Origin of the sequence: Rhizorhabdus argentea, from assembly GCF_037861105.1 — a bacterium.
GTDB lineage: Bacteria > Pseudomonadota > Alphaproteobacteria > Sphingomonadales > Sphingomonadaceae > Rhizorhabdus > Rhizorhabdus argentea.
Genome location: NZ_JBANFK010000019.1, coordinates 1 through 24,325, shown reverse-complemented (window position 1 = coordinate 24,325; position 24,325 = coordinate 1). Strand labels below are relative to the sequence as shown.

The window sequence follows — 24,325 nt, the reverse complement described above, 5'->3', positions numbered from 1 at the left end:
CTGGGAGTGAAGCCATGAAAGCGACCAACGCGGCGGGGCCATTGACAGCGTCCGAGGCAGTGACTCCGGTGTTTGCACCTCGCAGTGCCATCGAGCCTGTTTTCGTCGCGAGAAAAGGTCAGACCCGCTACCAGTCGCAGGTGCGCCGGCGCGCCCAAATTCTAGCGGCGACACGCTCTATCGTCGCCGAAGGCGGGCCGGATTGCATCAAGATTCGAGAACTGGCGGCGCGCAGCGGCGTCACGCCGCCCACGGTCTATCATCTTGTGGGGAGCCGGCGGGATCTGATGCTGTCCGCTATTCTCGAAGCGCTAAAGGGCAAGATGGAGGTGGTGGAAGATCGAGCGAAGCGACGCTGCCTCGATCCTATTCTTACCTATACCGAAGTCACGCTTGCTGCGATCTCAAATGACCCAGGCTATTACCGTCAGGCTATCCACATAGTAAATGCGGGCTGTGCGGAGGATCCTTCGTGGAATGAAGTCAACCTCAGCATATCGCGCGCGTACCGAAAGTGGCTTCGCCTTCTCCCATATGATCGCACGATGATCGCAGCGGAACAGCAGATTTCGAATCTGGCTGATGTCATGGTGCGATCCCTTACCGGGACGATCCGCGACTGGGCAGACGACGTCATTTCCATGAGTGACCTCCGGGTACAGCTCGCAATGGCGACGGGCGTTCTTCTGCTGGGGGTCGTTGGAGCAGAGGATCGCGATCGTTTCCGCGATTGGATCCTCGCGACCACCAAGGGTCCTTAAAAAAGGGAGTGAAACCTTTCAGGTGAATTGCGTGACAGCAAACATGGCCACGTTCACGATGCGCCATCGCGCATTAGCGAAACGCACGGGCCTCTTAGGGTAGCCCGGCCAACAAGCGATTCAGGTCGCGCCCGCACGAACACCAACCGGCCTGACCGCAATCGAGCACTACAGATCGGGGAGCGCTTGGGCGATGGAGTTCGGATCAGGCCACGTCATTGACGACTGATCGCTCAGTGTACCAATCGTACCGATGGACAGTTCAGCGGTGTCTCCAGCATTATGTGGAGCGGGGGCGTTGTGGCCGGCATCGTCGCGCGTGCCGGTTGCCAATTCCGGCGCAGCACCACGCTTGTGATTCAGTTGACCCCATGTTTATGATCATTGCGACAACCAAGTGAAATCGTGATCATGCTAAGTCGGTTTTTCCTGTCCTCCAGGCAAGCCGCGAAATAGCATCTCCGCGCACGAATACCACGAAGGAAAAGCATCGCAACCATCCAACTGGGTATCGGAGGGCTGCGTCTTCCAATTGACGGGTTGCGCTACAAAGAAAATTATCATCCCATTGATCAAATTTCTGGCGTAGATCTATACTCATTGCCGAGTAGTTCAATCCTGTGGAGCTAAAACAGATATCTCCGAATTGATTGTATCTATTGTGTCTAATTTTTATCATCCGCCAAGTGTAGCCCCATGCGGTTGATGGTCTCGCGTGCGTTCCGTGCTGCACGTTCGGCCTGTTCTGCATTATGGCCGAACATATTCTTTGCAAATTCCTGTAGATTGGTACCGCCCTGTTCGTCGCGCTCGAATCGATCGACAGCGCGCTGGATAGCCGGCCTTTCCGAAATCCCCTTACACCATATCGCTACACTAGGAAATTCGTCCAACGATTCCAGCCCCAGGGCCAGGCGCGCTTTGTCCAGCCACGGATAACAGGCAATGTCGGCGATGCTATACTCTGCCCCTCCGACGAACGGGCTTTGCAGAAGGCGATTTTCCAGGACTGCCATGAGCCGCCGGACTTCGCGCGAGTAGCGTTCGACTGCATAGGTCGTTTCGGGGCTGAACATACGGAAATGCGCGCATTGGCCATTCATCGGGCTCTGTGACGCAGCATGCCAGAACAGCCACTTCAACACGTCGGCACGCCCTCGCGGTGAGCTCGGGATGAGGCGGCGATGCTTATCGGCAAGGTAAAGAAGGATTGCACAGGACTCAAAAAGAACGATCGGCTCTCCACCTCCTTCAGGTTCGTTATCAATAAGTACTGGTACCTTGCTGTTAGGTGAAATCTCGACGAAAGATGGAGAGAACTGCTCGCCTCTGCCAACTTGGACGAGACGTGTCTGATATTCTATCGTGAGCTCTTCCAGCATGATTGCGGGCTTGTAGGTATTTGGTGATTTATGGAAATAAAGCTCGTACATAAAATCCCCTCGTGAAACTATCAGAAAGCTCTCACGCGCGAGCGCCGACCGGTTGACCGTGGTCCTTGGAGCTCCATATCAGAGCAGATGTCTCGGAAACAGCTGATTCCCTTTAATGGGCGTCGCTCTTGTTAAAGGAGGACGCATCGGATGTCGGCGGACTAACTCCCAGCCATGGTCCTGGCCGGTCGGAACGGGTCCTGGAAGACGGTAGTCGTCTGCTATCTCAGAGCATCGTCGACGAAAGAATCCGGTCGATCAGCAAACATGATCGGACATCTCGCCGAACTTAGCGACTAGTCAGCGGTGATTGCTGCCGCTTACCGAACAAGAGTCAGCGACTCTGAACGAAGTTCTGCTTCCGCTTGATCTCAACCAAAAACGTCCTGGCAGCTTCCGGCCCAGAATCAGCCCCTCGCTTTGCACGAGGGGCTGCCTTGTCAGATTTCGGTACGCTCAGCCAACGTGAGGGCATCATCGATGTCCACCCCAAGGTAGCGTATCGTATTCTCTATCTTGCTGTGGCCCAGCAGGATCTGCACGGCCCGGAGATTGCCAGTCGCTTTGTATATCATCGACGCCTTTGTCCGGCGCAACGAATGTGTGCCATACTCGCGGACGTCCAACCCGATTGCCACCACCCACTCGTCTACCAATCTGGCATACTGCCGAGTGCTCAGGTGTCCGAGGTAGTCGACCCGGCTCGGAAAGACGAAGTTATCCAGGCAACCACCTCGGCGCTGCAGCCATGCGAGCAGGCTGTTGCGGCAATCAGGCATCAGCTCGAACTGCACCGGACGGCCGGTTTTGTGCTGAACGATCGTTGCCCGATTTCGGATACTGCCGCCCGCGACGACGTCCCCGATCTTCATCTTCACGACGTCGCAGCCGCGCAGCTTGCTGTCGATTGCCAAGTCGAACAGCGCTCGATCGCGCAATCGCCGGTGTTCGTCGAGAAAGAAGCGGATCGCCCAAACGTCACGCGGCTTGAGCGGCCGTTTGGCGCCTACTTGATTACCGACGTTCCATGGCCGGCGCTCCCGCGCGGCAGGATCGAAATCTGAAACTCCCATGACATCTCTCCTCGAGCCGGAAATGGCTCAAGGAGAGACTATGCCCTGCGGGGCGGGATGTGGGCCGTGTCCGGTCAGGCAGCTTCGGGGTGTCCCCGTGGTATAGCTGCCGTTTCCCCGAAGGATCGTTCAAACGGCAGCTCACGCCTTCATTTCGGTCGTTTCCGCATAAGGCGTGCCTCCTCAAAAGCCGTCGTCTGTTCATGCCTGTCAGCACGCCATCGTCTAGCCGAACCGAGAATTGCAACGTCTCACCTTTTGGCGCTGGAGCACAGCGCGCCTTTCTAAGTCGGGCGCGCCAAGCAGCAGCTTCTCCTCGGCCACAGCCCGCGAGAATGCCTCGATCAGAACGCCCCGGTTGACCGCGAAATGGTCTAGAGGTTTTTCTACGAGCCATCCCATCGCCGAGCTGACCAGAAGGGCAACTCACCTGGGCCAGCCAGCCATAGTCGGGATGCGTCCGAGCGATGATCAGCTGGACCGGGTAGCCATAGAGATAGGTGGCATAGCTGATGTCAGCAGTTTGGAAGTGTCGGCGCCTGGGGGTTGCCCTTGTGGCTATTGGCGTTCATCAGCGCCGCTGTGCGCATCGCCTCTGCTCGATGCGGCAAGGTGGCTATCTAGGGCGTGCTCTGCCGGGAGAGCAAAGCGTTGGATGGGCCGTTAAAGGCCCGACGGTGCATCCTTCAGGCCATGTGGGAGCGTTGATGAGCATGGCGAAAGTCATCGGTCGTTTCTCGTCATTGGTGAAGCCAAACAAGAAGGCTTGGGCCGATGGTAATACGCTGGACGTGTTCCGTCGCCGCGTAGCCACCGGTTTGGGGGCGATCTTGCTTGGCCTGACGGCGATTGCCTTTGCGAAGCTCGGCGATCTGGCTCAGCATATCTTTGCCGGATTTGATGCTCGTTTTCCTTACGCCGCTCTTGCGGTCACCCCGCTGACCTTTGCGGCGGTGGTGTACATCACCAAGCGATGGGCGCCTGATGCGCGGGGCTCTGGTATCCCCCAGGTGATCGCCGCGGCAAGATATCCGAAGCATGCGGGCACTGGACCGCTCGTCTCGTTGAAGACTGGCCTGACGAAGTTGAGCCTGACGATCGCGATGCTCTTGGCGGGCGGCTCCGTGGGGCGCGAAGGGCCGACGGTACAGGTGGGCGCGGCTATCATGGTTGCTGTTCACCGGCTTTTCAGAGTGCCGATCACGGCCGGTGTGCTGATTGCCGGAGGAGCGGCGGGGGTGGCAGCGGCCTTCAACACGCCATTGGCGGGCGTGGCATTCGCGATCGAAGAACTGGCCTCGGCCTATGAGCAGCGGGTGGCCGTACTCGTCATGGCGGCAGTGATGATTGCTGGCCTGGTGAGCCTCGGCATTGCGGGAGATTACATCTATTTCGGCGCGATGCGGCAGACGCTCGCCGTGCGCTCCGTGCTCATGATCACACCGATTGCGGGTATATTGGGTGGGCTCGCCGGAGGGCTTTTCTCGCGCCTGGTGCTGGGCTTCAACGCTGCCTCCGCGCGCGGGCTGCGGCGGGTGAAAGCCAGACCCGTCTGGCTCGCCGCCGTGTGCGGCGTGGTCGTTGCGGTGGTCGGTATTGCGAGTTCGGGCGCGACATGGGGCACAGGCTATGGCGCGACCAAAGCCCTAGTCGAAGGACATGCAGGCTCAATGTGGTTCGGACCGGAAAAATTCATCGCTGCATTGGCAACCACGCTCAGCGGTGCGCCCGGCGGGATATTCGCTCCATCGCTTTCCGTCGGTGCGGGCGTCGGAGAATTGCTCACCGCGATGTTTCCGGGAGAGCCAGCCGGAGCCGTCATTCTGCTCGGGATGATGGGCTATTTCGTTGGCGTGGTGAGAGCTCCGCTTACTGCTGTGATCATTATCAGTGAAGCAACCGCCAGCCGCGGCATGATCATCCCGCTGTTCGCGACGGCGCTTATCGCCGATGTCGTGAGTACGCTGGTCTGTACCGAGCGCCTCTATCACGGATTGGCCAAGCCGTTCCTGAAGCCGCTTCTCGCGCGCGAAGATCAGTACGCTAGTCAGCCTTCATAAGGCCGAGCCGACGGACGAGCCACGGCATCGTCAGCCCTTGCGCGAAGATGGAGAAGGCGACGACAGCAAACGCTACCACAATGATCTCCTGGCGTTCCGGCAACGCGGCTGGAAGGGCCAAGGCCAGCGCCAGGGCGAGCGCACCGCGCAGGCCTCCCCAGAACAGGACGTGCCTATAGCGCATGTCCATCGGGTGGTTAGCCCGCGCGACAAGAGCGCATAGAGGGTAGATAGCCGCGGCACGGCCCATCAGTACCAGCGCGATCGCTAATACCGCCGCGGGTCCATAGGCGGACAAAGGCTGCTGGACTTCGTGACCGCCGATCAGGATGAATACGATCGAGTTCGCTAGGAAGGCCGCATATTCCCAAAATGCCTTCACATGCTCCCGTCCATTTTCCGAAATGGGCCCGCGCCACCCCATGTTGCCGATAAGCAGCCCAGCGGTCAGTGAGGCGAGTACGCCCGACATCTCGAAATGGTCAGCCAGGAGGAATGAGCCATAGGCGGCGATCGTCGTCAGCGTGATCTCGACCATGTGGTCCTCTGTGCGACCGGCGACGAGCAGCAGGAGGCCGGCAACCAGTGCCCCGAACAGGATACCGCCGATAACAGTCCAAAACAGGCTTCCGCCGATCGCGAGCGGGGTCGCCTCAGCGCCAGCGGCGATCGACACCAACATTCCAAAGCCGACTGCGGCGGAGCCATCATTCAGTAGGCTTTCCGACTCGACGAGCATGCTCAGCCGGCGATCTATCTGCATCTCCTTAAAGGCAGCGATGACCGAAACCGGGTCGGTGGCGGCGATCAACACGCCAAACAAACTGCTTCCCATCCAGCTCCAGCCCAGCAGGAGATGCGTTCCAACCGCGACGATAGCTGCCGCAATCACCACGCCTGGGAACGCCAGCAGCAGCGTTACCGGAAGATTCCTGCAGAAGTGCTTCCATTTTAGTTGGAGAGCGGCTTCGAACACCAAGGGCGGCAGGAACACCATGAAGATAAGGTCCCGGCTGAGCCGCAGATCGAGCTTATACGGGCCGAACGCTAGCGCGATGCCGGCAGTGACCAATCCAACGCTGTAGGGAAGGCGAAATCGCCGCGAAATGATTGCAACCAGCGATGCGACGAGGAGGATCAGGCCCAGCCCCACGATCGGCCTTTCCGTCATTGTGTTCCCTCCAGCGTCGGCGAATCGGTCTGCCAGCCTGTCCCTGAGGCGCTGCGAGGCCTCAGATCATCAGCGGGACCTTTCAGTCATGTTGCTTCACTTCGAGAGGCGGCAAGCCGGTGATTTCATAGGTCGCCGAAGCGATCCCGATACCCGCAGCGTCGAGTTGGCTCAGGATCTCACGGCTCATTGCGTCCTTGATCTCCCGGGTGCCGTGATCGGGCGACAGGAAGCGCACTGTCAGCTCGAGCCAGTTGTCCGTGATCCGCCAATAGACTTTGGGTGAGGTGTCGCCGATCGGAATGCCGTAGCGCCGCTCCAATTGGTCGCGCTCGTCGGCGCCCATCCGTCTACCGTCGACGGCATGCCGCTGGGCCGCTGAGAGCAGGATCTGTTCGGCCGCCGCGCGATCGTCCCGATAGCTGATCGGCAGCCGCATCTCTTCCCAGACATAAGGGAAATGGTAGGTGTAGTTGTACACCGGTTCGTCGAAAATCTTGTCGTTGCTCACGGTCACTATCCGGCCCGTGAACTGGCGACTGTGGACCCACATCGCGGGTTGCGCACTGTCGACGGACGGCGGCTGGCCCATCTCCATGATCTTGGTCTGCATGAAGCTCAACGCGATGACATCCCCGCGCACGCCGCCCATGACGATACGGTCGCCGACATTGAACGTCTTGCCGCGCAGGATCACGAAATAGCCGGCGGTCGCGGTGATCACGCGCTGCAGCGCAAACGCCAGGCCGGCAGTCACCAGCCCAACCGCTGTGGTGAGCCGTGTGGGATCGTCAAACCAGATCGAAACGATGCCGAGAATCAGCAGCGCCGCAACCGCGATGCTGATCGCCTGCCTTAACCAGAACCGGAACCGGAACCGGAACCGCCCTCCTGCATGACCCGCTCGCCCGTCGCCAGCGACCTTCCGGCCGAGCCAACCCAGAACGAGCATGAGGGCCACGAATAGAAATGTAAGAAGCAGCTTCCGAGCGTTTTCCGGGGTTGCACCGACCAGATTTACGCCAAAGAGTTTCAGAGCACCGGACGATCGCATAGCTGGTACTCCTGCGACTGAAGGGCCGACCACCGATCAACGTTCAGTGAATCGAGTTGGCTGCCGCATCGCAGGCTTCTTCGCAACGGCCACAGGACTCGGCGCAAATCCTGCAATGTTCATGAGCGGATGCGTGCTTCTCGCATTCCTCGGCACAGCTGCGGCAGGCGAGGGCACAAGCCTGTATCGCAGTGACGATCACCCGCTCGCTGCTGTCGATGCGGCGGGCGGCGAGCGATCCGGCTGCCAGGCACATATCGGCACAATCGAGGTTCAGGCGGCTGCATTGACGCAATTGGGGCACCATTTCCTCTGCTAGACAGGAGTCTGCACAGGAGGCGCAGGTCTGCGCGCAGGAATAGCATTCTTCTAGGCAGCGGATCCGGGCATCATTGGTGCTTCCTTTCACGTGCGGGTAGGAAGCAATCGTCTCCTGGATGTGGTGCATGGGTATCTCCAGCATCGTCTGGAAGGCCTCCGGCCCATGCTCATGAAAGGATTGACCCATCGAAGGTTCCACGGGTGCGATGACGGGAGCGGCTGCCGTGGGCCGAACCCGCACGGATCACATCACCAGCATCCACGCGGCCATGGCGACCATCATCAGATTCTCGGTCAACGACACGAGGCCGAGCGGCACGGTGGAAGAGCCGCCCACGCACGCGCATTTGAGCTCCCGTTGGTCTATGTAGACGGCTTTGAACACGAACACGGCCCCTATCGTGCCGATCGCGATCGCGATCGCGATCGGTATCGAAATCCATTCTCCAATCACTTGAACACGGAGCAGGCTGCAGAAACAGGCTTCTTCAGGCCGAAACAGGCAGGTCGCTGAGGTAATCAGGCGCGATGAGGGTTTTTCTAACCGAAGAAAGCCCGAGAAAACTCCCGTTGCGCGCCAGGAGGTAAAGGCGTTTGGAGCCAAATCGATGATAGGCCAGTGTCGCCGCTGCGCAAAAGCGGGCTCATTGCGGCGACAGTCGGACCGTCCGCAAAAAGCCTCCCTATCAGTGTGGTGACGAGCCCTGCTCGCTGGGTTTGGCCGTGCCGAGGCCGCCTAACGCACGTGCGAGCGCGGGGGCGAGCGTTTTTAGTTCTTCCGCATGAGCCGACGTCAACTCACTCAGTAACTTCTGCGCTTTCGGTGTCAGCGAGAGCTCCATCCTCCTGCGGTCCTGCGCCGATGGCACTTTGGCGAGCAGTTCCGACTCGACCATTCGGGCTGCCAGTTCGGCGGCTGTGTGAGGGGCGACCAGAAGCTGCTCGGCAAGTAGCCCTATAGTTGGTGGACTGGATCCCACATGCCCCGCAATGGCGAGCAAGGCCTGATGTTGCTGAGGCGGGAGGCCTACGGCCGCGGCAGCCCCTTCGCTGAAGGCCAGAAAACGGCGCAGCTGATAGCGGAAGGCGGCGATGGCTGAATAATCCGCCCTGGAAAGCCCTGTGCCGTCCCGCTGAAATTGCTCTGCCATGCCTGCTCCTGCCCAAGTATTTCGAGGCTAGATAATATCGTGTCACGATATATATGGCGCTGCCCTCGAAGGAAGTCTCATGATCAATGGCGTAACGGCTCGCAATATGCATTCCTCAGATAAGTCCAGCATGAGCGCGCGTAAGCGGCCGCTCTCGGACTTCGTGGCTGATCGCAGGATGTTGGCGCTGATAGTAATGGCGCTGGTCGTTGGCAGCGGGGGCGCCTTCGCCGCCTGGATGCTGGTCAAGCTGATAGCGCTGGTAACGAACATCGTCTGGTTCGGCCGAATTGATCTCGTGTCACGCTCCATGGCCCAAGCCGCGCGAACGCCGTGGATGGTAGTGGCACCGGTACTGGGCGGGGTCATCATAGGCCTTATTGCGCGCTTCGGCTCGGAAAAGATCCGCGGGCATGGCATCCCGGAAGCGATCGAGGCGATCCTGATCGGCGGAAGCCGCATGTCGCCCAAGGTCGCTCTGCTCAAACCGATCGCCTCGGCTCTCTCGATCGGCACCGGAGGCCCCTTTGGTACGGAAGGACCGATCATCATGACCGGCGGCGCGATCGGCTCGCTTTTCGCGCAGTGCTTTCATCTCAGTGCGGCCGAGCGCAAAACGCTGCTGGTGGCAGGTGCCGCAGCCGGCATGACCGCAATCTTCGCTACACCCGTCGCAGCGGTGCTGCTGGCAGTGGAACTATTGTTGTTTGAATGGCGGCCGCGCAGCTTCATCCCGGTGGCCGCGGCGGCGGTAACCGCAAGCTGCTGGCGGCCGATGCTGTTTGGCACAGGTCAGCTCTTCGCCTTCTCCGGCGACTCGCTTCTGCCCTGGTGGGGGTTGATGGCGTGCGCTGCGGTCGGCATCCTGGCAGGGCTTCAGTCGAGCCTGTTGACGACGCTGCTCTACAGCCTGGAGGACAGCTTCGAACGACTGCCGATCCACTGGATGTGGTGGCCGGCAATCGGTGGGTTGATCGTAGGTTTGGGCGGTCTGGTCGAACCAAGGGTTCTCGGCGTCGGCTATGACGTCATAAACGATCTTCTGACCGGCCATCTGATGATGCAGGCGGTCCTCGGAATCCTGCTCGTCAAAACGGTGATCTGGCTGGTCGCGCTTTCATCCGGGACGTCGGGGGGCGTGCTGGCACCCTTGCTGATCATAGGCGGCGCATTGGGTTGGCTGGTTGGGCTTGCCCTGCCGGGGACACCGGGATTCTGGGCCCTGCTGGGCATGGCGGCCATGCTCGGTGGAACCATGCGGGCGCCACTGACCGGGGCGATTTTCGCTGTCGAACTTACCGGCGACGTCGGCATGCTGGCACCGTTGCTCGCCGCCACGACGGCCGCCTACGCGGTGACAGTGCTGCTGCTCAAGCGCTCGATCCTGACCGAGAAGATCGCCCGGCGCGGCCAGCACATAACCCGGGAATATGGCATTGATCCCTATCAGATGACGCGCGTCCAGGAGGTTATGGTGCGTGACGTCGAGACGCTGGCGGCCGATTTGACCGTGCCCGACGCAGTGACGATATTGGCATCCGGCCGACACCGCATCTATCCGGTAGTAGACTCCCGGGGCAGACCTATCGGACTGGTATCTCGCAGCGATGCCTTGCTGTGGCGCGCCGAGGGTGGCCATGAGGACGAGTGCCTCGCTGACCGGATTTCCGATGCGGCATTGGCCATCGTCCATGCCGGCGATCTGGTCGCCGACGCCGTCGACATCATGCTGGAAACAGGTCGGGGGCGTATCCCGGTGACCGACGCTGACACAGGTTGCCTTGTCGGTCTGATAACGCGCAAGGATCTGTTGCAGGTCCGAGCGGTGGTGGCGCATTCCGAGAGCAGCCGCCATGCCTTTTTCCGGCCCGGCGCCGGACATCGCGATATCGCAGCACCCAGCGACTGAATCCCACCCCACCAGCCGGGACAGCTTGATTAATATCGTTATACGATATAATATCCTGTCGGCGGGCGGGGCGCCGCTGACCAGGGTGCCACAATGAACCTCATCGCTATCATCTTCGAATCCGTCGGACTGGTCGTGGGCAGTCTCTTCGTGGCGGCGCTGTTCGGCTGGCTCTGCTGGAGCGGATTCAAACTGGTCGGTCATCCGGAACTCGGAATTCCCGTGATATTGCTGGTGCTGCTGCCTTTTGCCGCCGCAGTACTCCGCGTCAGCGAGTTCTGCCGCATGGTGATGATCTTCATGGTGCCGGCAGCTGTCCTGGCATGGTTTGCGGGCATCGAATGGCGCAAATCCCACAGGCAGGGATTCACCAAGGCCGATCCTGTGCGGTCTTCGTGCCGAACACAGGCTAGCTGGAGTTACCCGGCGATCGTCACCTGTGTTGGAGAGGCACGCGCACCTGACCTGGCGCAGTTGCTGCGTGTCGCCAAGCGGATCCGCCGCGAGGCCTATCCCAAAGAAAGGCTCGATGCCGCGGCCCATCGCCACCTTCCCGTCGGCTTCACGACAAGGCGCGGCGCTGTGCGGCGACGCGCGCGATGCGGCGGTTGAGTTCGATCTCCTCGGCCAATAGGGCCTCGCGGGCCTTACGGTACTCGGCGCTCTCATTCGGCTGATGGGGGCGTTGTTGTGAGCGATTTCGGCGGCATTTCGCAGGCCGGAACCGTCAGCCATGACTTATCTCCCACTTCAAAGCCCTTTAACTCTCCACCCCGTCCCTAGGGTTCCGCCGCGTGCGAGACCGGATCGCCAGCGCGCCTCGATACATAATGGGCCCGACACTCTTTTTGGCATCCGCGTATGGACGCGCTGGAGATCACGTTAGTTACCGACGATGTCGACACGTGCTTAATAATTCTTATGAGATTCAAGCGCTTGAAGAACTTGGTGCCAGCGAGATCATCTTTTCGCCCAAGGTCTATGATCTGGAGCGCGCAATGCGCCTGTGGGAAATGGCTGCCGCTTCAGTATTGGCTTAGGTCACCGGCTCATTACGCGCATCCAGATGCCAGGCTGGCGCTGGGCGGCTGATAAAGCTAGTCTTGGCATCGGTTAGACAGTGCAGTGTTGGATGACCGCGCAGGCTAATCGAACTGAGTAGGTGGTCCAATGCTGTTCAAGGTCGGCTTCGTCGTGTTCGACAGATTCCAGCTTCACCAGGTCGCGGGGCCGCTATCCATTTTCGAGGCTAGTAGCGGCTACGGTGTGCCCGGCTACGATCCAAAAATTCTGTCATCGAATGGAGGACTGGTCCGGGCATCTGCGGGGGTCGAAGTCAGCTCGATTTCCTTCAGCGCGGCGGAGCAATCTGACATTCTTTTTGTCACGGGGGGGTATGGTTTCCGCGATGCGGAATGCTCCCCTCTGATCGCTGACTTCATCAGATCGCAGGGCGCGCAATGCCGACACATCTGCGCTGTATCTACCGGCCCGATGGTTCTCGCTGCATCTGGCCTGCTGGATGGCCATCGTGCTGCGACGCACTGGTCCCTGAAAAAGGAGCTGGCCGAGCGCTATCCCTCGATCGATGTTTGCAGTGACGAGCTGATCGTGAGGGATCGCAAGTTCTGGACCTCCATCACGGGCGCGGCCGTATTGGAGATCGCGGCGCGAATCGTCGAAGAAGACTTCGGCCATGACGTCGCCAAGCGCGCAACCCGAGAGCTGATGAGTTTTCAGCGCCCCGGATACGGCATGAGGGAAGAAGCTAGCATAAAAGCTTTCCAGGCGCTGATGGGGTGGGCCCGGGTCAACCTGCAGCGTCCCCTCAGCGTGGAGGACCTGGCGGAACGAATGGGCATGGCGCAGCGCGTTTTCATACCCGCCTTCACCTTGGCGCTGGGCCAGACGCCGGCGAAAGCGATCGAGCGAGTCCGCGTCGAGGAGGCGCTGGCGCTGCTTGCAGATCCTCATGTCTCGGTGGCCGCTGCTGCTCAAAAGGTCGGCTTTGTAACCAGCGAGCGAATGCGTCGCGCCTTCTTGCGAGCGTTCGGGGTTCCGCCGCAGGAGATGCGTGCAGTTGTGGGCAGGCGCGGTCAGTAGGCCCAGCGTTCCGGCGGCATACCCCTTAAATTAGGAACACATTTATTGCCCGGTTGACGACCGCGCCCTTCAACATCAATCTTTATCCAGAGACATAGATCTGGATGAGGCAACGATGACCGATAATATGATGCAGGCTGCGCGATGGGGATTGCATGTCAATCCGGACGATCAGTGGGCGGGTCTGTACTATAGATCGCTGTCAGATCTTCATTCATTAGAGCGTTCTGCTATAAAAGAGATCCATGTCGATGGAATTAGGTCGAGGTTCGCTGAGTTAAGAGCGAAGTTGCCTATGCTTGACAAGCTGGCAAACGAACAAGGCGTATCAGAAATTGCCGAAGTGAATGATGCTGCCAAGCTTCTCTTTCAGCATTCCGTTTACAAATCCTATCCTGCCAGTTTCGTGGAGAAGGCGCAATTTGATCGGCTGACGAAATGGCTCAGCGGTTTGACCACGGTCGATCTATCTGGCGTCGACCTCACGGGGATCGACACCATCGACGACTGGATCGACCGGCTCGACGAGCAGACGTCGATCCGCGTCGTCCACTCGTCCGGCACATCCGGCAAGCTGTCATTCCTGCCGCGCAGCATGGTGGAAATGGATCTGATGGTCCAGGGCTGGCGCCTGTCCCATGAGGGTGCGTTCGACGCACTGGGGGCCGATGCACCGAAGGTGGAGGACGTGCCCATCATCTATCCGGGTTACCGCACTTCGGCGATGGCAGTGGTGCGCATGCTCAATCGCGTCGTCGAAACCGTCTTCGCCGGGGACCAGGCAAAATACGTCACCATGAACGACGGCCGGATGAGCGCAGACGCGCTCGCGCTGGGTGGGCGGCTGCAGCTTAGAGGGCAAAAGGGTGAACTGGGAGAAGTTCGCATCTCTCCCAAGTTGATGGCTCGGCGCGATGAGTTGATCCGCAGCATGACCGACACGTCCGCTCGGCTGCTGGATTTCATTGTCACCGTCGCTCAGTCTTATGGCGGCAAGTCTGTCGCGATGCTCACGATGCTGGGCCAGTTGCTGGACGTTGCACTGGCCGCGAAGGCCAAGGGCATGACCCACGTCTTTTCGCCGAATAGCAACATCATGTTCGGCGGCGGGTGGAAAGGCGCCACTCCGCCTGAAAACTGGGAAGAGGCGATAGCTGAATTTCTCGGTGTCGATAATCCGCGCATGGGCTATGGCATGACGGAATGTATCGCAGCGGTCCGGTCTTGCGAACATGGTCATTACCACCTCCACCCGTTCCAGATACCGTTTATCCTCGATCCCAAAACAGGTGCTCCCTATCCACGCGAAGGCATGCAAACCGGCCGCTTCGGCGTGTTCGATCTGGGCGCGACAACATATTGGGGTGGCTTCTTGAGCGGCGACAAGGTCACCATGTCCTACGATTACTGCGCCTGCGGTCGCACTACTCCGGCGCTCCAGAAGGAAAGTATCAGGCGATACACCGAGGAAGAGGGTGGTGATGACAAGATCAGTTGCGCTGGCGCCCCTGAAGCACATGACAACGCCCTTGCGTACCTCCTTGCTTCGGTAGAGAATTAAGATGGCTGAGTTCCAGGTTCCCCTGATCATCCGCGGCAAGGTGATCGAAGCCTATGATGTCGAGTTTGGCGGTCGCGGCGGGGCGACTTCGTTCACCACGCCATCAGCCTATAAATATGCTAATGATCTTGTTCTCAGTCGGCCGTCGGCCATGTCTGATCTATACGCCATCAGCTTTGTGGACATACTGGATTATCTCGAAGAACTCGGGGCCAGGCTTCAGCTCGATAAAAATGACTATATGCAACAGGCTCTGGAAATGTCGATAAGGACGTCTGGCCTGTCCGAGGCTATCCTGCGCAACTGCTATACGACGATTCACAGGCTATTCGACCGCAACCTTCTGACCGAGATTGCCGACAGGACAATCGGGATCGACCATCTTGAAGGATGGGTCGATCAGTCGCTTGGTAATGCGGGTGGGGCGTCCATCCGGGCATTCGGCGCCCGCGCGATCCATATCACTGCCGGCAACGTCCCCGAAATCGCGGCGGTCACGATCACGCGCAATGCGATCACGCGCAGCGACGCTATCATCAAGACGCCGTCCAACGATCCCATGACTGCAGCGGCAATTGCCCGCACCATGATCGACATGGCGCCGGACCACCCGATCACGCGCCATATAAGCGTTGCCTACTGGAAGGGCGGGGACGAGGCGCTCGAGGAGCGGCTTTATCGGCCTGCCAATATCGAGAAGATCATTGCTTGGGGTGGTGTTGCGTCCATCCGCCACATCTCCGGATATCTGCAGCCCGGCATCGACCTTATCACCCTAGATCCCAAGCTATCCTCGACTATTATCGGCAGAGAAGCCTTTGTCGACGACGCGACAATGCGAGATGTTGCAACGCTTGCGGCGCTCGATGTTGGCGTGTTCAACCAGGAAGGCTGTGTCAACGCACGTGTCATCTATGCCCAGTGCGGCACAGACGACGCAGGGCTGAACAAGGCCAATCGCTTCGGCGAAATGGTGATGGAGCAACTACGGGCGCTCCCGCCAAGATTGAGCGGCCCAGCGGTCAGGCCCGATCCCAAACTGGCTGATGAGGTGAACGCTCTTCGCATGACCAGTGATTGGCACAGGATCTTCGGTGGAGGAGCGGACGGCGGGGTGATCGTTTCCCAAATAGACGAGCCAGTCGACTTCGCTCCGATGCTGAACAATCGCGTTGCCAACATCGTTCCGATCGACGACATCGAAATCCCGGTACGGGCGGTGACGAATTACACCCAGACAATCGGAATATATCCCGAAAATCTCAAGAAGAAGCTGCGTGATCGGCTCTCGCTGCACGGAGCACAGCGCATAGTCTCGTTGGGGGGCGCGGCCCTAGTGGTTCATTCAGGTCCTCAGGACGGCATTGAGCCAATGCGACGCATGTGCCGTTGGATCATGGAAGAAACTCGAGAAAAAACCTATATCAAAGAGGTCATTGCCGCATCGGCAGAGAAATGGCCCTGACATCGAAGCGGTCCGAAGGCCAATTCACCTGACCCTAGTGGACAGGGAGCGGCTGAATACGTCCGGTTAGTTTCGGTATCATCAGAATGATAGCACACGAATCTGATCAGGATTTGTGAATTATTAAGTCAATAAAAAACAAAGGAGGGATGTAATGAACAGGAAATCCATTCTATTGGGATCGGCTTGTGCGGTCGCCGTCATGACCGCATCACCGGCGGCGGCGCAAGCAGTGGATACTGCTCAGGCGCCTGCCGCAGCGCAGGAGATTGGCGGGTTGGAAGACATTGTGGTCACCGCGCAGAAGAGAAGTGAGCGGCTTCAGGATGTGCCCATCGCCATCACCGCAATGACAGCGGAAAGTTTAAGTCGGGCAAATATCAGCAGCACAATGAAATTATCTACGGTGGTACCAGGTCTCGTTACGTATCAGACTGTCGCGTCGTTCCAGCCCTTCATCAGAGGTGTGGGCTCCAATATCGCTTCATTTGGCCTGGAAAATCCAGTGGCAGTCTATTTTGACGGTGTTTATCTTGCCTCCAAGACGGCGGCAGTGTTCGAGCTGGGCGCCATCGAGCGGGTTGAGGTCATCAAGGGGCCCCAGGGAACTCTGTTTGGCCGCAATGCGACTGGCGGAGCCATCAGCGTGTCGACGCGCGCGCCCGGGGCGAACCCCGAATATTCGGCAGAGATCGGCTACGGCCGGTATAACGAGGTGGCAGCCCGCGCAAGCGTGGCCTATCCGCTTTCGGATACCCTACGAGTGATGATGTCGGGTTCCTATCGCAAGGATGACGGGTATATCAAGGATATCGTTGGTGGCCGCACCGAGGGCGCCGTCAACCAATATGCAGCCCTTGCAAAGATCATCTGGTCTCCAACCGACAAGCTTGACGTTGAAGCGACGTACTTGCAATATCGCACGGAGAATAATGCGCCGAACATGGTCCACCTTTTTGAAGGTCAACATGTCGCTCTCCCAGCCGGCACTATCGTTGCAACCGGGGATTATCAGTCCTCATGGGATTTTACGCCGGAGCTGTCGGCAGAGTCCAAAGTGGCGTTTGCCAAGATAAAATACGAACTGGCGGATGGCGTGGATGTCGTCTCGATCAGCAGCTATCAAAAATCGAAGTCGCAGGCGGTCGCCGATGGCGATCGATCAAGTGCGCCTCTCTCATACGCTTTCCAAATGGAAAGAGGGCACGCCGCTTCCCAGGAGCTGCAACTGATGTCGAGAGGAGACGGGCCGTTTTCATGGATCGGCGGCCTGTTCTATTATCGCAATGTCACGCGGAGCGTCCCGACTGACTCGCGCTCCGGGGTCTCAAGCGTGTTTGATCCGGCAACCCTTTCCGGCATCCCTTTTGTCGCGCCATCGGTTACCCGCTTCTACGCTAGGATCCCCACCACTTCCTACGCCGCCTTTGCCCAGCTCACATATCAGCTGAGCGATGCCGACCGAGTCACTGCCGGTATTCGTTACACGGTCGACAAGAAGACGCTGACCAACCAGACCTATTATGTGAACAAAGCCGGCGAGGAGGTGGCAATTGCCGGCCGGAGTGCGGATACAGGGCGGACGTTCAAAAAGCCGACCTGGCGTTTTTCCTACGATCGCAAGTTCGGAGAGGATATTCTCGGATATGTAAGTTATAATAGAGGGTTCAAGAGTGGAGGATACAATCCCCTGAAACCAGCATCGGCGGCTGGTCAGCCCCAACCGGTCCGACCCGAGGTCCTCGATGCTTACGAAGCCGGTATCAAGAGCGAGTTCTTCAACCGGCGGATCCGGGCCAACATCTCGGCCTTCTATTATGATTACAAGAATATTCTCGTCGCGACGATCGACGGGCGCACCCTGACTTCGGATATTGCGAACGCAGCGAGCTCGAGGCACTACGGCTTTGATGCCGACTTCACGGCCGCAGTCACTGATAATTTATCGCTGCGAGCGTCCGGCTCGTATCTGCACGCTAAATATCGCAGATATGAGAGAGCGTCCGTTCAGGCACCGGCACCAAATGGCGGCGCAGCCACTAGCCTGGTCGACGCGTCTGGCGCGAACGTCATCTTCGCTCCTAAATATACGCTGACTCTGGGCGCCGATTACAATATATATATATCGGACACATCTCGATTGTCGCTGAGCACAACTTATTACTATAATGATGGTTTTGACACGCAGCCTCTTGTTTCGAGAACCTCCATCTCGTCATGGTCTAACCTGTCTGCTTCCATGACGTGGCATCTTGCCAGCGATAAATATTTCGTCCGGATATGGGGCGATAACTTGACGAATGAACGGCACCCGATGTTCAAGTTGGCGACTGCGTTCGGCTTTGGCGGCGTCTTCGCAAAACCCATAACTTATGGTGCGTCGGTTGGATTCAATTTCTGATCCTTCGGCATATCGCCCCGGGGCGCGGCGAACGTCTTCGTTCCGCGCCCCGGATTTCCCGCCGGTCATAAGCCATTGAGAGAGGAAAGACATGGTCACTAAAGCCTATGGGGTCCATGCAGGTGACAAGCCGCTAGAGCCGATCGATATTGTCCGCCGCGCGCCTGGCCCGCGAGATGTTCAGGTCGATATCGCCTATTGCGGCGTGTGCCATACCGACCTGCATCAGGTGCGCGATGAACATGGAAACACGCTCTACCCGTGCGTACCGGGTCATGAGATCGTCGGTCATGTTAGCGCTGTCGGCGCGGAGGTCACTGCCTTCGCGGTCGGCGACACGGTCGGCGTCGGTTGCCTTGTCGACAGCTGCCAGCATTGTCATTCGTGCGACGAGGGCCTCGAGCAATATTGCGAGAACGGGTTCACAGCCACCTACAATTTTCCTACCCCCGACGCGCCGGGCCACACGCTCGGCGGCTATTCGCAGCGGATCGTCGTTGACGACAAGTTCGTCCTCAGGATCAACCATCCAGAGGAGCAACTCGCTGCGGTCGCGCCTCTGCTCTGCGCGGGGATCACAACCTGGTCGCCGCTGCGTCGCTGGAATGTCGGCCCGGGCAAAAAGGTGGGCGTCATAGGCATCGGCGGCCTTGGCCACATGGGCGTCAAACTTGCCCGTTCTATGGGCGCCCACGTCGTCGCCTTCACCACCTCGCAAGGCAAGCGCGAGGATGCGCTCGCGCTCGGCGCCAACGAAGTTGTCATGTCGCAAAACTTGGACGAGATGATGGCGCACGCGAACAGCTTCGACCTCATTCTCGACACCGTGGCGGCGGCTCACGACCTCGACGCCTATACATCGCTGCTCAAGCGCGATGGGACGCTGACGTTGCTCGGCGCCCCCGAGCACAGGCACCCCTCGCCCGATGTTGTGAACCTCATCTTCAGGCGGCGACAAATCGCCGGCTCGATGATCGGCGGTATTGCCGAGACGCAGGAGATGCTCGATTTCTGCGCGGAGCGCGAGATCGTCGCCGACGTCGAGATTATCCCGATGCAGCACATCGAGAATGCCTATCAGCGGATGCAGAAGAACGACGTGAAATATCGCTTCGTGATCGACAACTCGACTATCGCGGCTTGATATTTCTTCGGGGCACGGCGCCCGAGGTTTGGAACTCCAGGAGTTGAACGAAAGATACGCAGGTGGCTTATGGATGAGCGGATTTCCAAGAAGATAATCCCTCCCGATGCACTCGCCGAACCGCCATGGGTGGATACTTTAGACCTTTATGGCGTGTGCAGCGGTGCGACGCACAGGCATTATGATGAGGTTAGGACATGACTGATTTCAATCACCCAGAGCTACGCTCTTACTATGATGACCTTATGGATCTTATCGGGCGCAATGAGCCGACGCTTGCGCCCGCCATTCTCAAGGTGCCCGTGACGGACTATACGGATCGTGACCGCTGGGAGCGGGAAGTCAGATTCTTCCGGACGACACCCCTGATGCTCGCACTGTCGGGCGAGCTGCCCGAACCAGGCAGCTATTGGGCGATGACCCGCGTCGGCGTGCCGATGCTCCTGACGCGATTGAAATCGGGCGAGGTGCGACTGTTCATCAATGCCTGCCGGCACCGTGGCGCCAAGGTGGTCGAGGAAGGCAAGGGCAAGCAACCGCGCTTCACCTGTATCTACCATGCCTGGACATATGGGCTGGACGGTAGGCTCCTCGCCTTGCCTGAGAACCGGCTCTTCGGCGATGTCGACAAGAGCTGTTATGGCCTGACTGAGCTTGCCGTAGAAGAACGCGCGGGTCTGATCTGGGGCATGCTCACTCCGGGGATGGCGCTCAATCTTGATGAGCATCTGGGACCGGAGATGCAAAATCTGTTGGCGAAATGTCGTCTCGACCGCTTGCAGACCGTCAACCAGATCGAGCTACCCGCCGCGAACTGGAAGCTGGCTCTTGAAGGCTATCTGGAATCCTATCATTTCATCAGCCTGCATGCCAAAAGCTTCGGCAGCTTTGTATATCCCAACATTCTGAGCTGGACGAAATACGGCCCTCACACGTGGACGATGACGCCGGCCCTGGGGATCGAGAAGTGCGATCCCTCATCGACAGCGGATCTGAAGCGCTATGTGCAGCTCGCCTTTACCTTTTTCCCAAGCACATTCTTCGCATTTGCGAGCGATACGGCCTTTTCGGGCGCCCGAGAGGCCGGGGCTGAGCCGGTAGAGCGAATCTTCATCAATCAGGTCCTGCCCGGCAACAGCCCGGAGACATCGATCACAATCTCGCGCACGATGGTCAGCACCGCCTTCATCGGCACGCCCATCGAGGATGAAACCCGGAACTGGTCGGCGCTGACTCATCAGACCGTCCGCGACGAAGACTATCCCGTGGTCCAAGGTTCGCAAGAGACGCTGCTCTCAGGCGCACAGGAGCATCTCACGTTCGGGCGCAACGAGATAGGTATTCATCACCTCCACCAGACTATGCGCAAGGCTTTGGGCGATGAAGCCCTGGGCGAAGGGCAGAGCTCCTACGACATGGCATAGCTCTGTCGAGAGGGGGCCTAGCGGTTCCAAACCGACACAGGAGATCATATCATGCAACGAATGGTTGTTTTCATGAAGCGCAAGCGGGGCATGAGCCACGAAGACTTCGTGGCGCACTATGAAAATGTGCACATTCCGCTCAACGAAAAATGGATCGGCCCATTCATGTCCGGCTTCATTCGTATCTATCCGAGCGATCTATATGATTTTCTACGTGGAGCAGAATCCGATCCCGCTAAAACCACCCCAGGCTGCGACTATGACGCCGTCAGCATATATACCATTAAGGACGAGACCGCACGGGACGAGTTGATAAAGGTGGCGCAGGATCCCGAATTCGCGCGCGAGATATCGGAAGACGAAGAAAAATTCACCGATCGCGGCGCGGGTCGTTATGGGCTTGCGACCTTTTTTCAAGGGAAGGGACTAAATGGCGCCAGCTAGACGACATGCTGGCCTGAGGCCGGGCATCCCGGCGGATTAACCAAGAGGAGACACTATGAGCGAGCCGGTCATCATCACCATGGTCATCCAATTCAAACCGGAGGTCGCCGACGCTGCCTGTTCGGGCTTTCCTGCGGGGGTCGAAGCGACCCGCAAATTCAAAGGATTTCGCGACCTGAAAGTGCGACGGAACGCCGAGGATGCTTCCCGAGTAATCATTATCGAAGAGTGGGACAGCAAGGAGGATTACCAGGCCTATGTCGCCTGGCGGATGACCGAGGCGGGCGCCGAGGCGTTCGCTGCGACCTTGGCTGGGCCACCGCAGGTCGACTGCTGGCCCGTCAAGATTGTTTGACGAGCTCCGGCTGCTGAGTTCAGAGGCAGTTCCTTCGGATTGTCGGCTCGTCACCCAACCCTCACCGACAGCCGCCACCGGAGCTCATTTCAGTAATACACAGGTGCGTCCGGATCATGGCGAAGCAGGTGCTGGAAGCCGCCCTGCTTCGCTTCCTGCCGCACGTCCGGTCAAGCCACCCGACGCCATATGATTGCCCAGAGCCAAGCCGGCATATTGACCCTGCCGGTCCACGGGAGTCCGCTTTGGCTATCAGCCTTCCTGAAAGCGTACAGGCAGGTTCCCTGAAGAGTTTCGTACGCCTGCCGGCGTCCGAAACTCTTCAGGATTTGAGACAGACAGCTTTTGGGCCGCGGAAGGGGATAGCTGCCTAACCGAACCGCTTAGCCCCCCTCCTTGCGGACGAGAACATTGCAATCAGTCCATGCACTGATAGTCCGGCCAGAACATAGATGACCACGTTGATTGCTGCGAGAATGGCTGTAATTTCAAACACATCCGCCGACCAATTCGGGATGGCAGCGGTCCCAAGAAACCCGATGGAGCTTGGCCAAAGAAATAATCTTGAATAAAGAAAAGCTTCGCTGCCAAGCAGAATGCCAAAATCGATGAGCGCAAACCATGCCTCGAAGATTATGCATACGCTAGCCCCGATTGCGGCTGATAGCAAAGCCGTGGACCGCAGTCGCATATATCCGCACTCCCTCGGCCGAGCGGTGGATGCACCGTCTGTTCAGCGGGTTAAATAGCATCTCGCTGCCGACTAAGCGACCGCTTCCGGGTGACGTCGAGGCTACGCCGACCGTCAGACTGTGGGTCGATCGCTGCCGTTCCATCCATTCTGGTGCGCTATATCTGAAAGGGGTGGTTAGCGGACATTGCCCGGTTATTATGCAGCCTGCTCGGGAGGGGTAATCGATGAAGAAATCTGTAGCTGCGCTCGTCCTCGCCACGATTGCGCTCGCCGGATGCCAGAGGGAGGCGGTCGTCGACGCCGAGCGCGACACACGCCAGGGAGGTCGCTACTTCGGCATCGGCATCTACTCGGCCAACGGCTTATGGGAACACCTCGTCCGCCAGGAGCCGCCGAACGCAGGCCAGAAGAACCCGAAGGCGGCAACGCTCGGTGACGATAGCGAGATCATCGTCGTGGTCGACAGCCGCACCGGCGAAGTCCGTCAATGCGGCAATTTCAGCGGCTATTGCATCAGCACGAACCCGTGGAAGGGCCAAGCCGGATCACTTCCCGCTACCCTCGCTAAGCACGCTTCCGACATAGAGAAGGAAAGCGAAGCACAGGCCAAGGCGGCCTATCCAGGCCCCAGTTGACGTGGATTACCGTAGAGCGTGAAGCGCCTCGAAATGTCGCGCTATGGGTCAGCCCCTGCCGTTTGATCCGTTCTGGTGCGTTATGTCTTAAAGGGTGGATGGCGGACATTAGAACCAGCGCTTCCACCAGGGCGGTTTCGGCCGCCTCTTGAGCCTCAAAGCGATTTTTGGAGCGATCCGGTCATAACTCTCCCAAGTGTCAGAAACATCGTACAGACTTTCAGTCTCCGAGAATTCCTTCTCGTAGTCGGCGAGGTAGGCATTGGGATCGGATGCCAGATCGCCTCCAGCGCCGTAGTAGGCAGCCGCGAACGCATTGCCTTCCTTAGTTAAGTCTTCCTCGGTGAATTTTTCGTCACAGGCGGCAATAAACCACTGGGCCGGACTGATGTTGCGAGCCTTCAGCTTGGCCAGAAGTTCAGCGCTATCGTCGGTGTGTAGTTCGCTTGCCATTCCGTTCAGCACGCACCATGCGACGAATATGGCAATGACCTCCCATAGCGCCCGCCAGTCCTCGTGGCAGTCTTCCAAAAGGCCAGTTTCAGCATCTCCTAGTTGCACCGGTCTCCACCTTCCCACATATGGTCGGAGCGACGTGCCATCGTTCGCGAACGTCTGCAATCAGCAGTTCTTAGTCCTGCGCGTTACGACCAGCTTGGGTCGACCGCTTTCGTTTCATCCATTCTGGTGAGAAAGGATGGACGGCGGACCTTCACGTTGCGGATAGGCGGCGGAGGATCACTCCAACTCCGACGGCCACCAGCCACGCGGGTAGTAGAATGGTGAAATACAGGACGCCGCCGAAGCCATATGTTCCCCAACATTCTTGCCGCTTTTCGATTGCGATATTCGTATGTCCGGGGGCGCAGCCGTTTAAGTCGCGAGCTACAAAAAATGCCGCAACAGGTAGTAGGCACAAGAGCACAAGGCAGCGCCACCGCCACTTTCGATCCTTGATTTGGACGAGGAGAAATGAGGCTGCCGCCGCACATACGAGGGCGAGGGAAGGATAGAAGAGGAGTGGATTAACCCCGAGAAGGCTGGCCATGGCGGAAGTTCCCATAAACGGCAAACGTCTGCAAGTGGGTCGATTGTGTTGAAGAAGTCGGCTCGTGGCAGGATCGGACGTTGCTCGCGGATCAGGCGATCGGGTCGCTGCCGGCTCA

At 58.7% G+C, this 24,325-nt stretch carries 21 protein-coding genes and 1 pseudogene; 14 read left to right on the top strand and 8 right to left on the bottom strand.

What is annotated here, in order from left to right; translation table 11 throughout:
• The first annotated feature begins 14 nt into the window (after positions 1-14).
• Positions 15-761 (top strand): TetR/AcrR family transcriptional regulator, encoded by a 747-nt coding sequence (locus tag AAC645_RS15675; protein ID WP_340317372.1) that lies wholly within the window; start codon positions 15-17, stop codon positions 759-761.
• A gap of 665 nt (positions 762-1,426) precedes the next feature.
• Here the strand turns inward: AAC645_RS15675 and AAC645_RS15670 are convergent.
• Positions 1,427-2,194 (bottom strand): glutathione S-transferase N-terminal domain-containing protein, encoded by a 768-nt coding sequence (locus AAC645_RS15670; RefSeq protein ID WP_340317371.1) that lies wholly within the window; start codon positions 2,192-2,194, stop codon positions 1,427-1,429.
• A 440-nt stretch (positions 2,195-2,634) separates the two neighbouring features.
• Positions 2,635-3,267 (bottom strand): tyrosine-type recombinase/integrase, encoded by a 633-nt coding sequence (locus AAC645_RS15665; RefSeq protein ID WP_340317370.1) that lies wholly within the window; start codon positions 3,265-3,267, stop codon positions 2,635-2,637.
• Positions 3,268-3,980: 713 nt separating this feature from the next.
• Between AAC645_RS15665 and AAC645_RS15660 the strand changes: the two genes are divergently transcribed.
• A complete protein-coding gene (locus tag AAC645_RS15660; protein WP_340317369.1) occupies positions 3,981-5,327 on the top strand; it encodes a chloride channel protein in 1,347 nt (448 codons plus the stop codon).
• On the opposite strand, the gene AAC645_RS15655 is transcribed toward AAC645_RS15660, so the two are convergent.
• The 5 genes and pseudogenes from AAC645_RS15655 to AAC645_RS15635 form a co-directional block, all read right to left on the bottom strand.
• The gene (locus tag AAC645_RS15655) at positions 5,311-6,498 is read right to left on the bottom strand and encodes a cation:proton antiporter (protein ID WP_340317366.1); all 1,188 of its coding nucleotides are present in this window, start codon (positions 6,496-6,498) and stop codon (positions 5,311-5,313) included. The genes AAC645_RS15660 and AAC645_RS15655 overlap by 17 nt on opposite strands.
• 82 nt (positions 6,499-6,580) lie before the next feature.
• Positions 6,581-7,450, bottom strand: a complete 870-nt coding sequence (locus AAC645_RS15650) for a mechanosensitive ion channel family protein (RefSeq protein ID WP_340317365.1) — start codon at positions 7,448-7,450, stop codon at positions 6,581-6,583.
• Positions 7,451-7,595: 145 nt separating this feature from the next.
• Positions 7,596-8,060 (bottom strand): four-helix bundle copper-binding protein, encoded by a 465-nt coding sequence (locus tag AAC645_RS15645; RefSeq protein WP_340317364.1) that lies wholly within the window; start codon positions 8,058-8,060, stop codon positions 7,596-7,598.
• Positions 8,061-8,117: 57 nt separating this feature from the next.
• A pseudogene (locus tag AAC645_RS15640) lies at positions 8,118-8,315 on the bottom strand (glutaredoxin); the annotation flags it as partial.
• Positions 8,316-8,559: 244 nt separating this feature from the next.
• The gene (locus AAC645_RS15635) at positions 8,560-9,024 is read right to left on the bottom strand and encodes a MarR family winged helix-turn-helix transcriptional regulator (protein WP_340317362.1); all 465 of its coding nucleotides are present in this window, start codon (positions 9,022-9,024) and stop codon (positions 8,560-8,562) included.
• A 130-nt stretch (positions 9,025-9,154) separates the two neighbouring features.
• Here AAC645_RS15635 and AAC645_RS15630 point away from each other — a divergent pair, with 130 nt between their 5' ends.
• From AAC645_RS15630 to AAC645_RS15575, 12 genes are all read left to right on the top strand, one after another.
• Positions 9,155-10,933, top strand: a complete 1,779-nt coding sequence (locus AAC645_RS15630; protein ID WP_340317361.1) for a chloride channel protein — start codon at positions 9,155-9,157, stop codon at positions 10,931-10,933.
• A 93-nt stretch (positions 10,934-11,026) separates the two neighbouring features.
• Positions 11,027-11,545 (top strand): hypothetical protein, encoded by a 519-nt coding sequence (locus AAC645_RS15625; RefSeq protein WP_340317360.1) that lies wholly within the window; start codon positions 11,027-11,029, stop codon positions 11,543-11,545.
• A gap of 293 nt (positions 11,546-11,838) precedes the next feature.
• Positions 11,839-11,973 (top strand): hypothetical protein, encoded by a 135-nt coding sequence (locus tag AAC645_RS15620; RefSeq protein WP_340317359.1) that lies wholly within the window; start codon positions 11,839-11,841, stop codon positions 11,971-11,973.
• Between the two features lie 130 nt (positions 11,974-12,103).
• A complete protein-coding gene (locus tag AAC645_RS15615; protein WP_340317358.1) occupies positions 12,104-13,036 on the top strand; it encodes a GlxA family transcriptional regulator in 933 nt (310 codons plus the stop codon).
• 295 nt (positions 13,037-13,331) lie between these two features.
• On the top strand, positions 13,332-14,597 hold the full coding sequence (locus AAC645_RS15610) for a phenylacetate--CoA ligase family protein (protein WP_340317357.1): 1,266 nt from the start codon (positions 13,332-13,334) through the stop codon (positions 14,595-14,597).
• A 1-nt stretch (position 14,598) separates the two neighbouring features.
• Positions 14,599-16,062 carry an acyl-CoA reductase gene (locus AAC645_RS15605; RefSeq protein WP_340317356.1) on the top strand — a complete coding sequence of 488 codons (1,464 nt, stop codon included), beginning with the start codon at positions 14,599-14,601 and terminating at the stop codon, positions 16,060-16,062.
• A 154-nt stretch (positions 16,063-16,216) separates the two neighbouring features.
• Positions 16,217-18,463, top strand: a complete 2,247-nt coding sequence (locus AAC645_RS15600; RefSeq protein ID WP_340317354.1) for a TonB-dependent receptor — start codon at positions 16,217-16,219, stop codon at positions 18,461-18,463.
• A 91-nt stretch (positions 18,464-18,554) separates the two neighbouring features.
• A complete protein-coding gene (locus tag AAC645_RS15595) occupies positions 18,555-19,607 on the top strand; it encodes an NAD(P)-dependent alcohol dehydrogenase (protein WP_340317353.1) in 1,053 nt (350 codons plus the stop codon).
• A gap of 197 nt (positions 19,608-19,804) precedes the next feature.
• On the top strand, positions 19,805-21,031 hold the full coding sequence (locus AAC645_RS15590; RefSeq protein ID WP_340317352.1) for an aromatic ring-hydroxylating oxygenase subunit alpha: 1,227 nt from the start codon (positions 19,805-19,807) through the stop codon (positions 21,029-21,031).
• Between the two features lie 51 nt (positions 21,032-21,082).
• Entirely contained in the window at positions 21,083-21,475 is a 393-nt protein-coding gene (locus AAC645_RS15585) for an EthD domain-containing protein (RefSeq protein WP_340317351.1), read from the top strand.
• Between the two features lie 55 nt (positions 21,476-21,530).
• Positions 21,531-21,830, top strand: a complete 300-nt coding sequence (locus tag AAC645_RS15580; RefSeq protein ID WP_340317350.1) for a putative quinol monooxygenase — start codon at positions 21,531-21,533, stop codon at positions 21,828-21,830.
• Between the two features lie 918 nt (positions 21,831-22,748).
• Entirely contained in the window at positions 22,749-23,159 is a 411-nt protein-coding gene (locus AAC645_RS15575) for a hypothetical protein (RefSeq protein WP_340317348.1), read from the top strand.
• Between the two features lie 108 nt (positions 23,160-23,267).
• On the opposite strand, the gene AAC645_RS15570 is transcribed toward AAC645_RS15575, so the two are convergent.
• The gene (locus tag AAC645_RS15570) at positions 23,268-23,720 is read right to left on the bottom strand and encodes a DUF7832 domain-containing protein (protein WP_340317347.1); all 453 of its coding nucleotides are present in this window, start codon (positions 23,718-23,720) and stop codon (positions 23,268-23,270) included.
• Positions 23,721-24,325 lie beyond the last annotated feature (605 nt).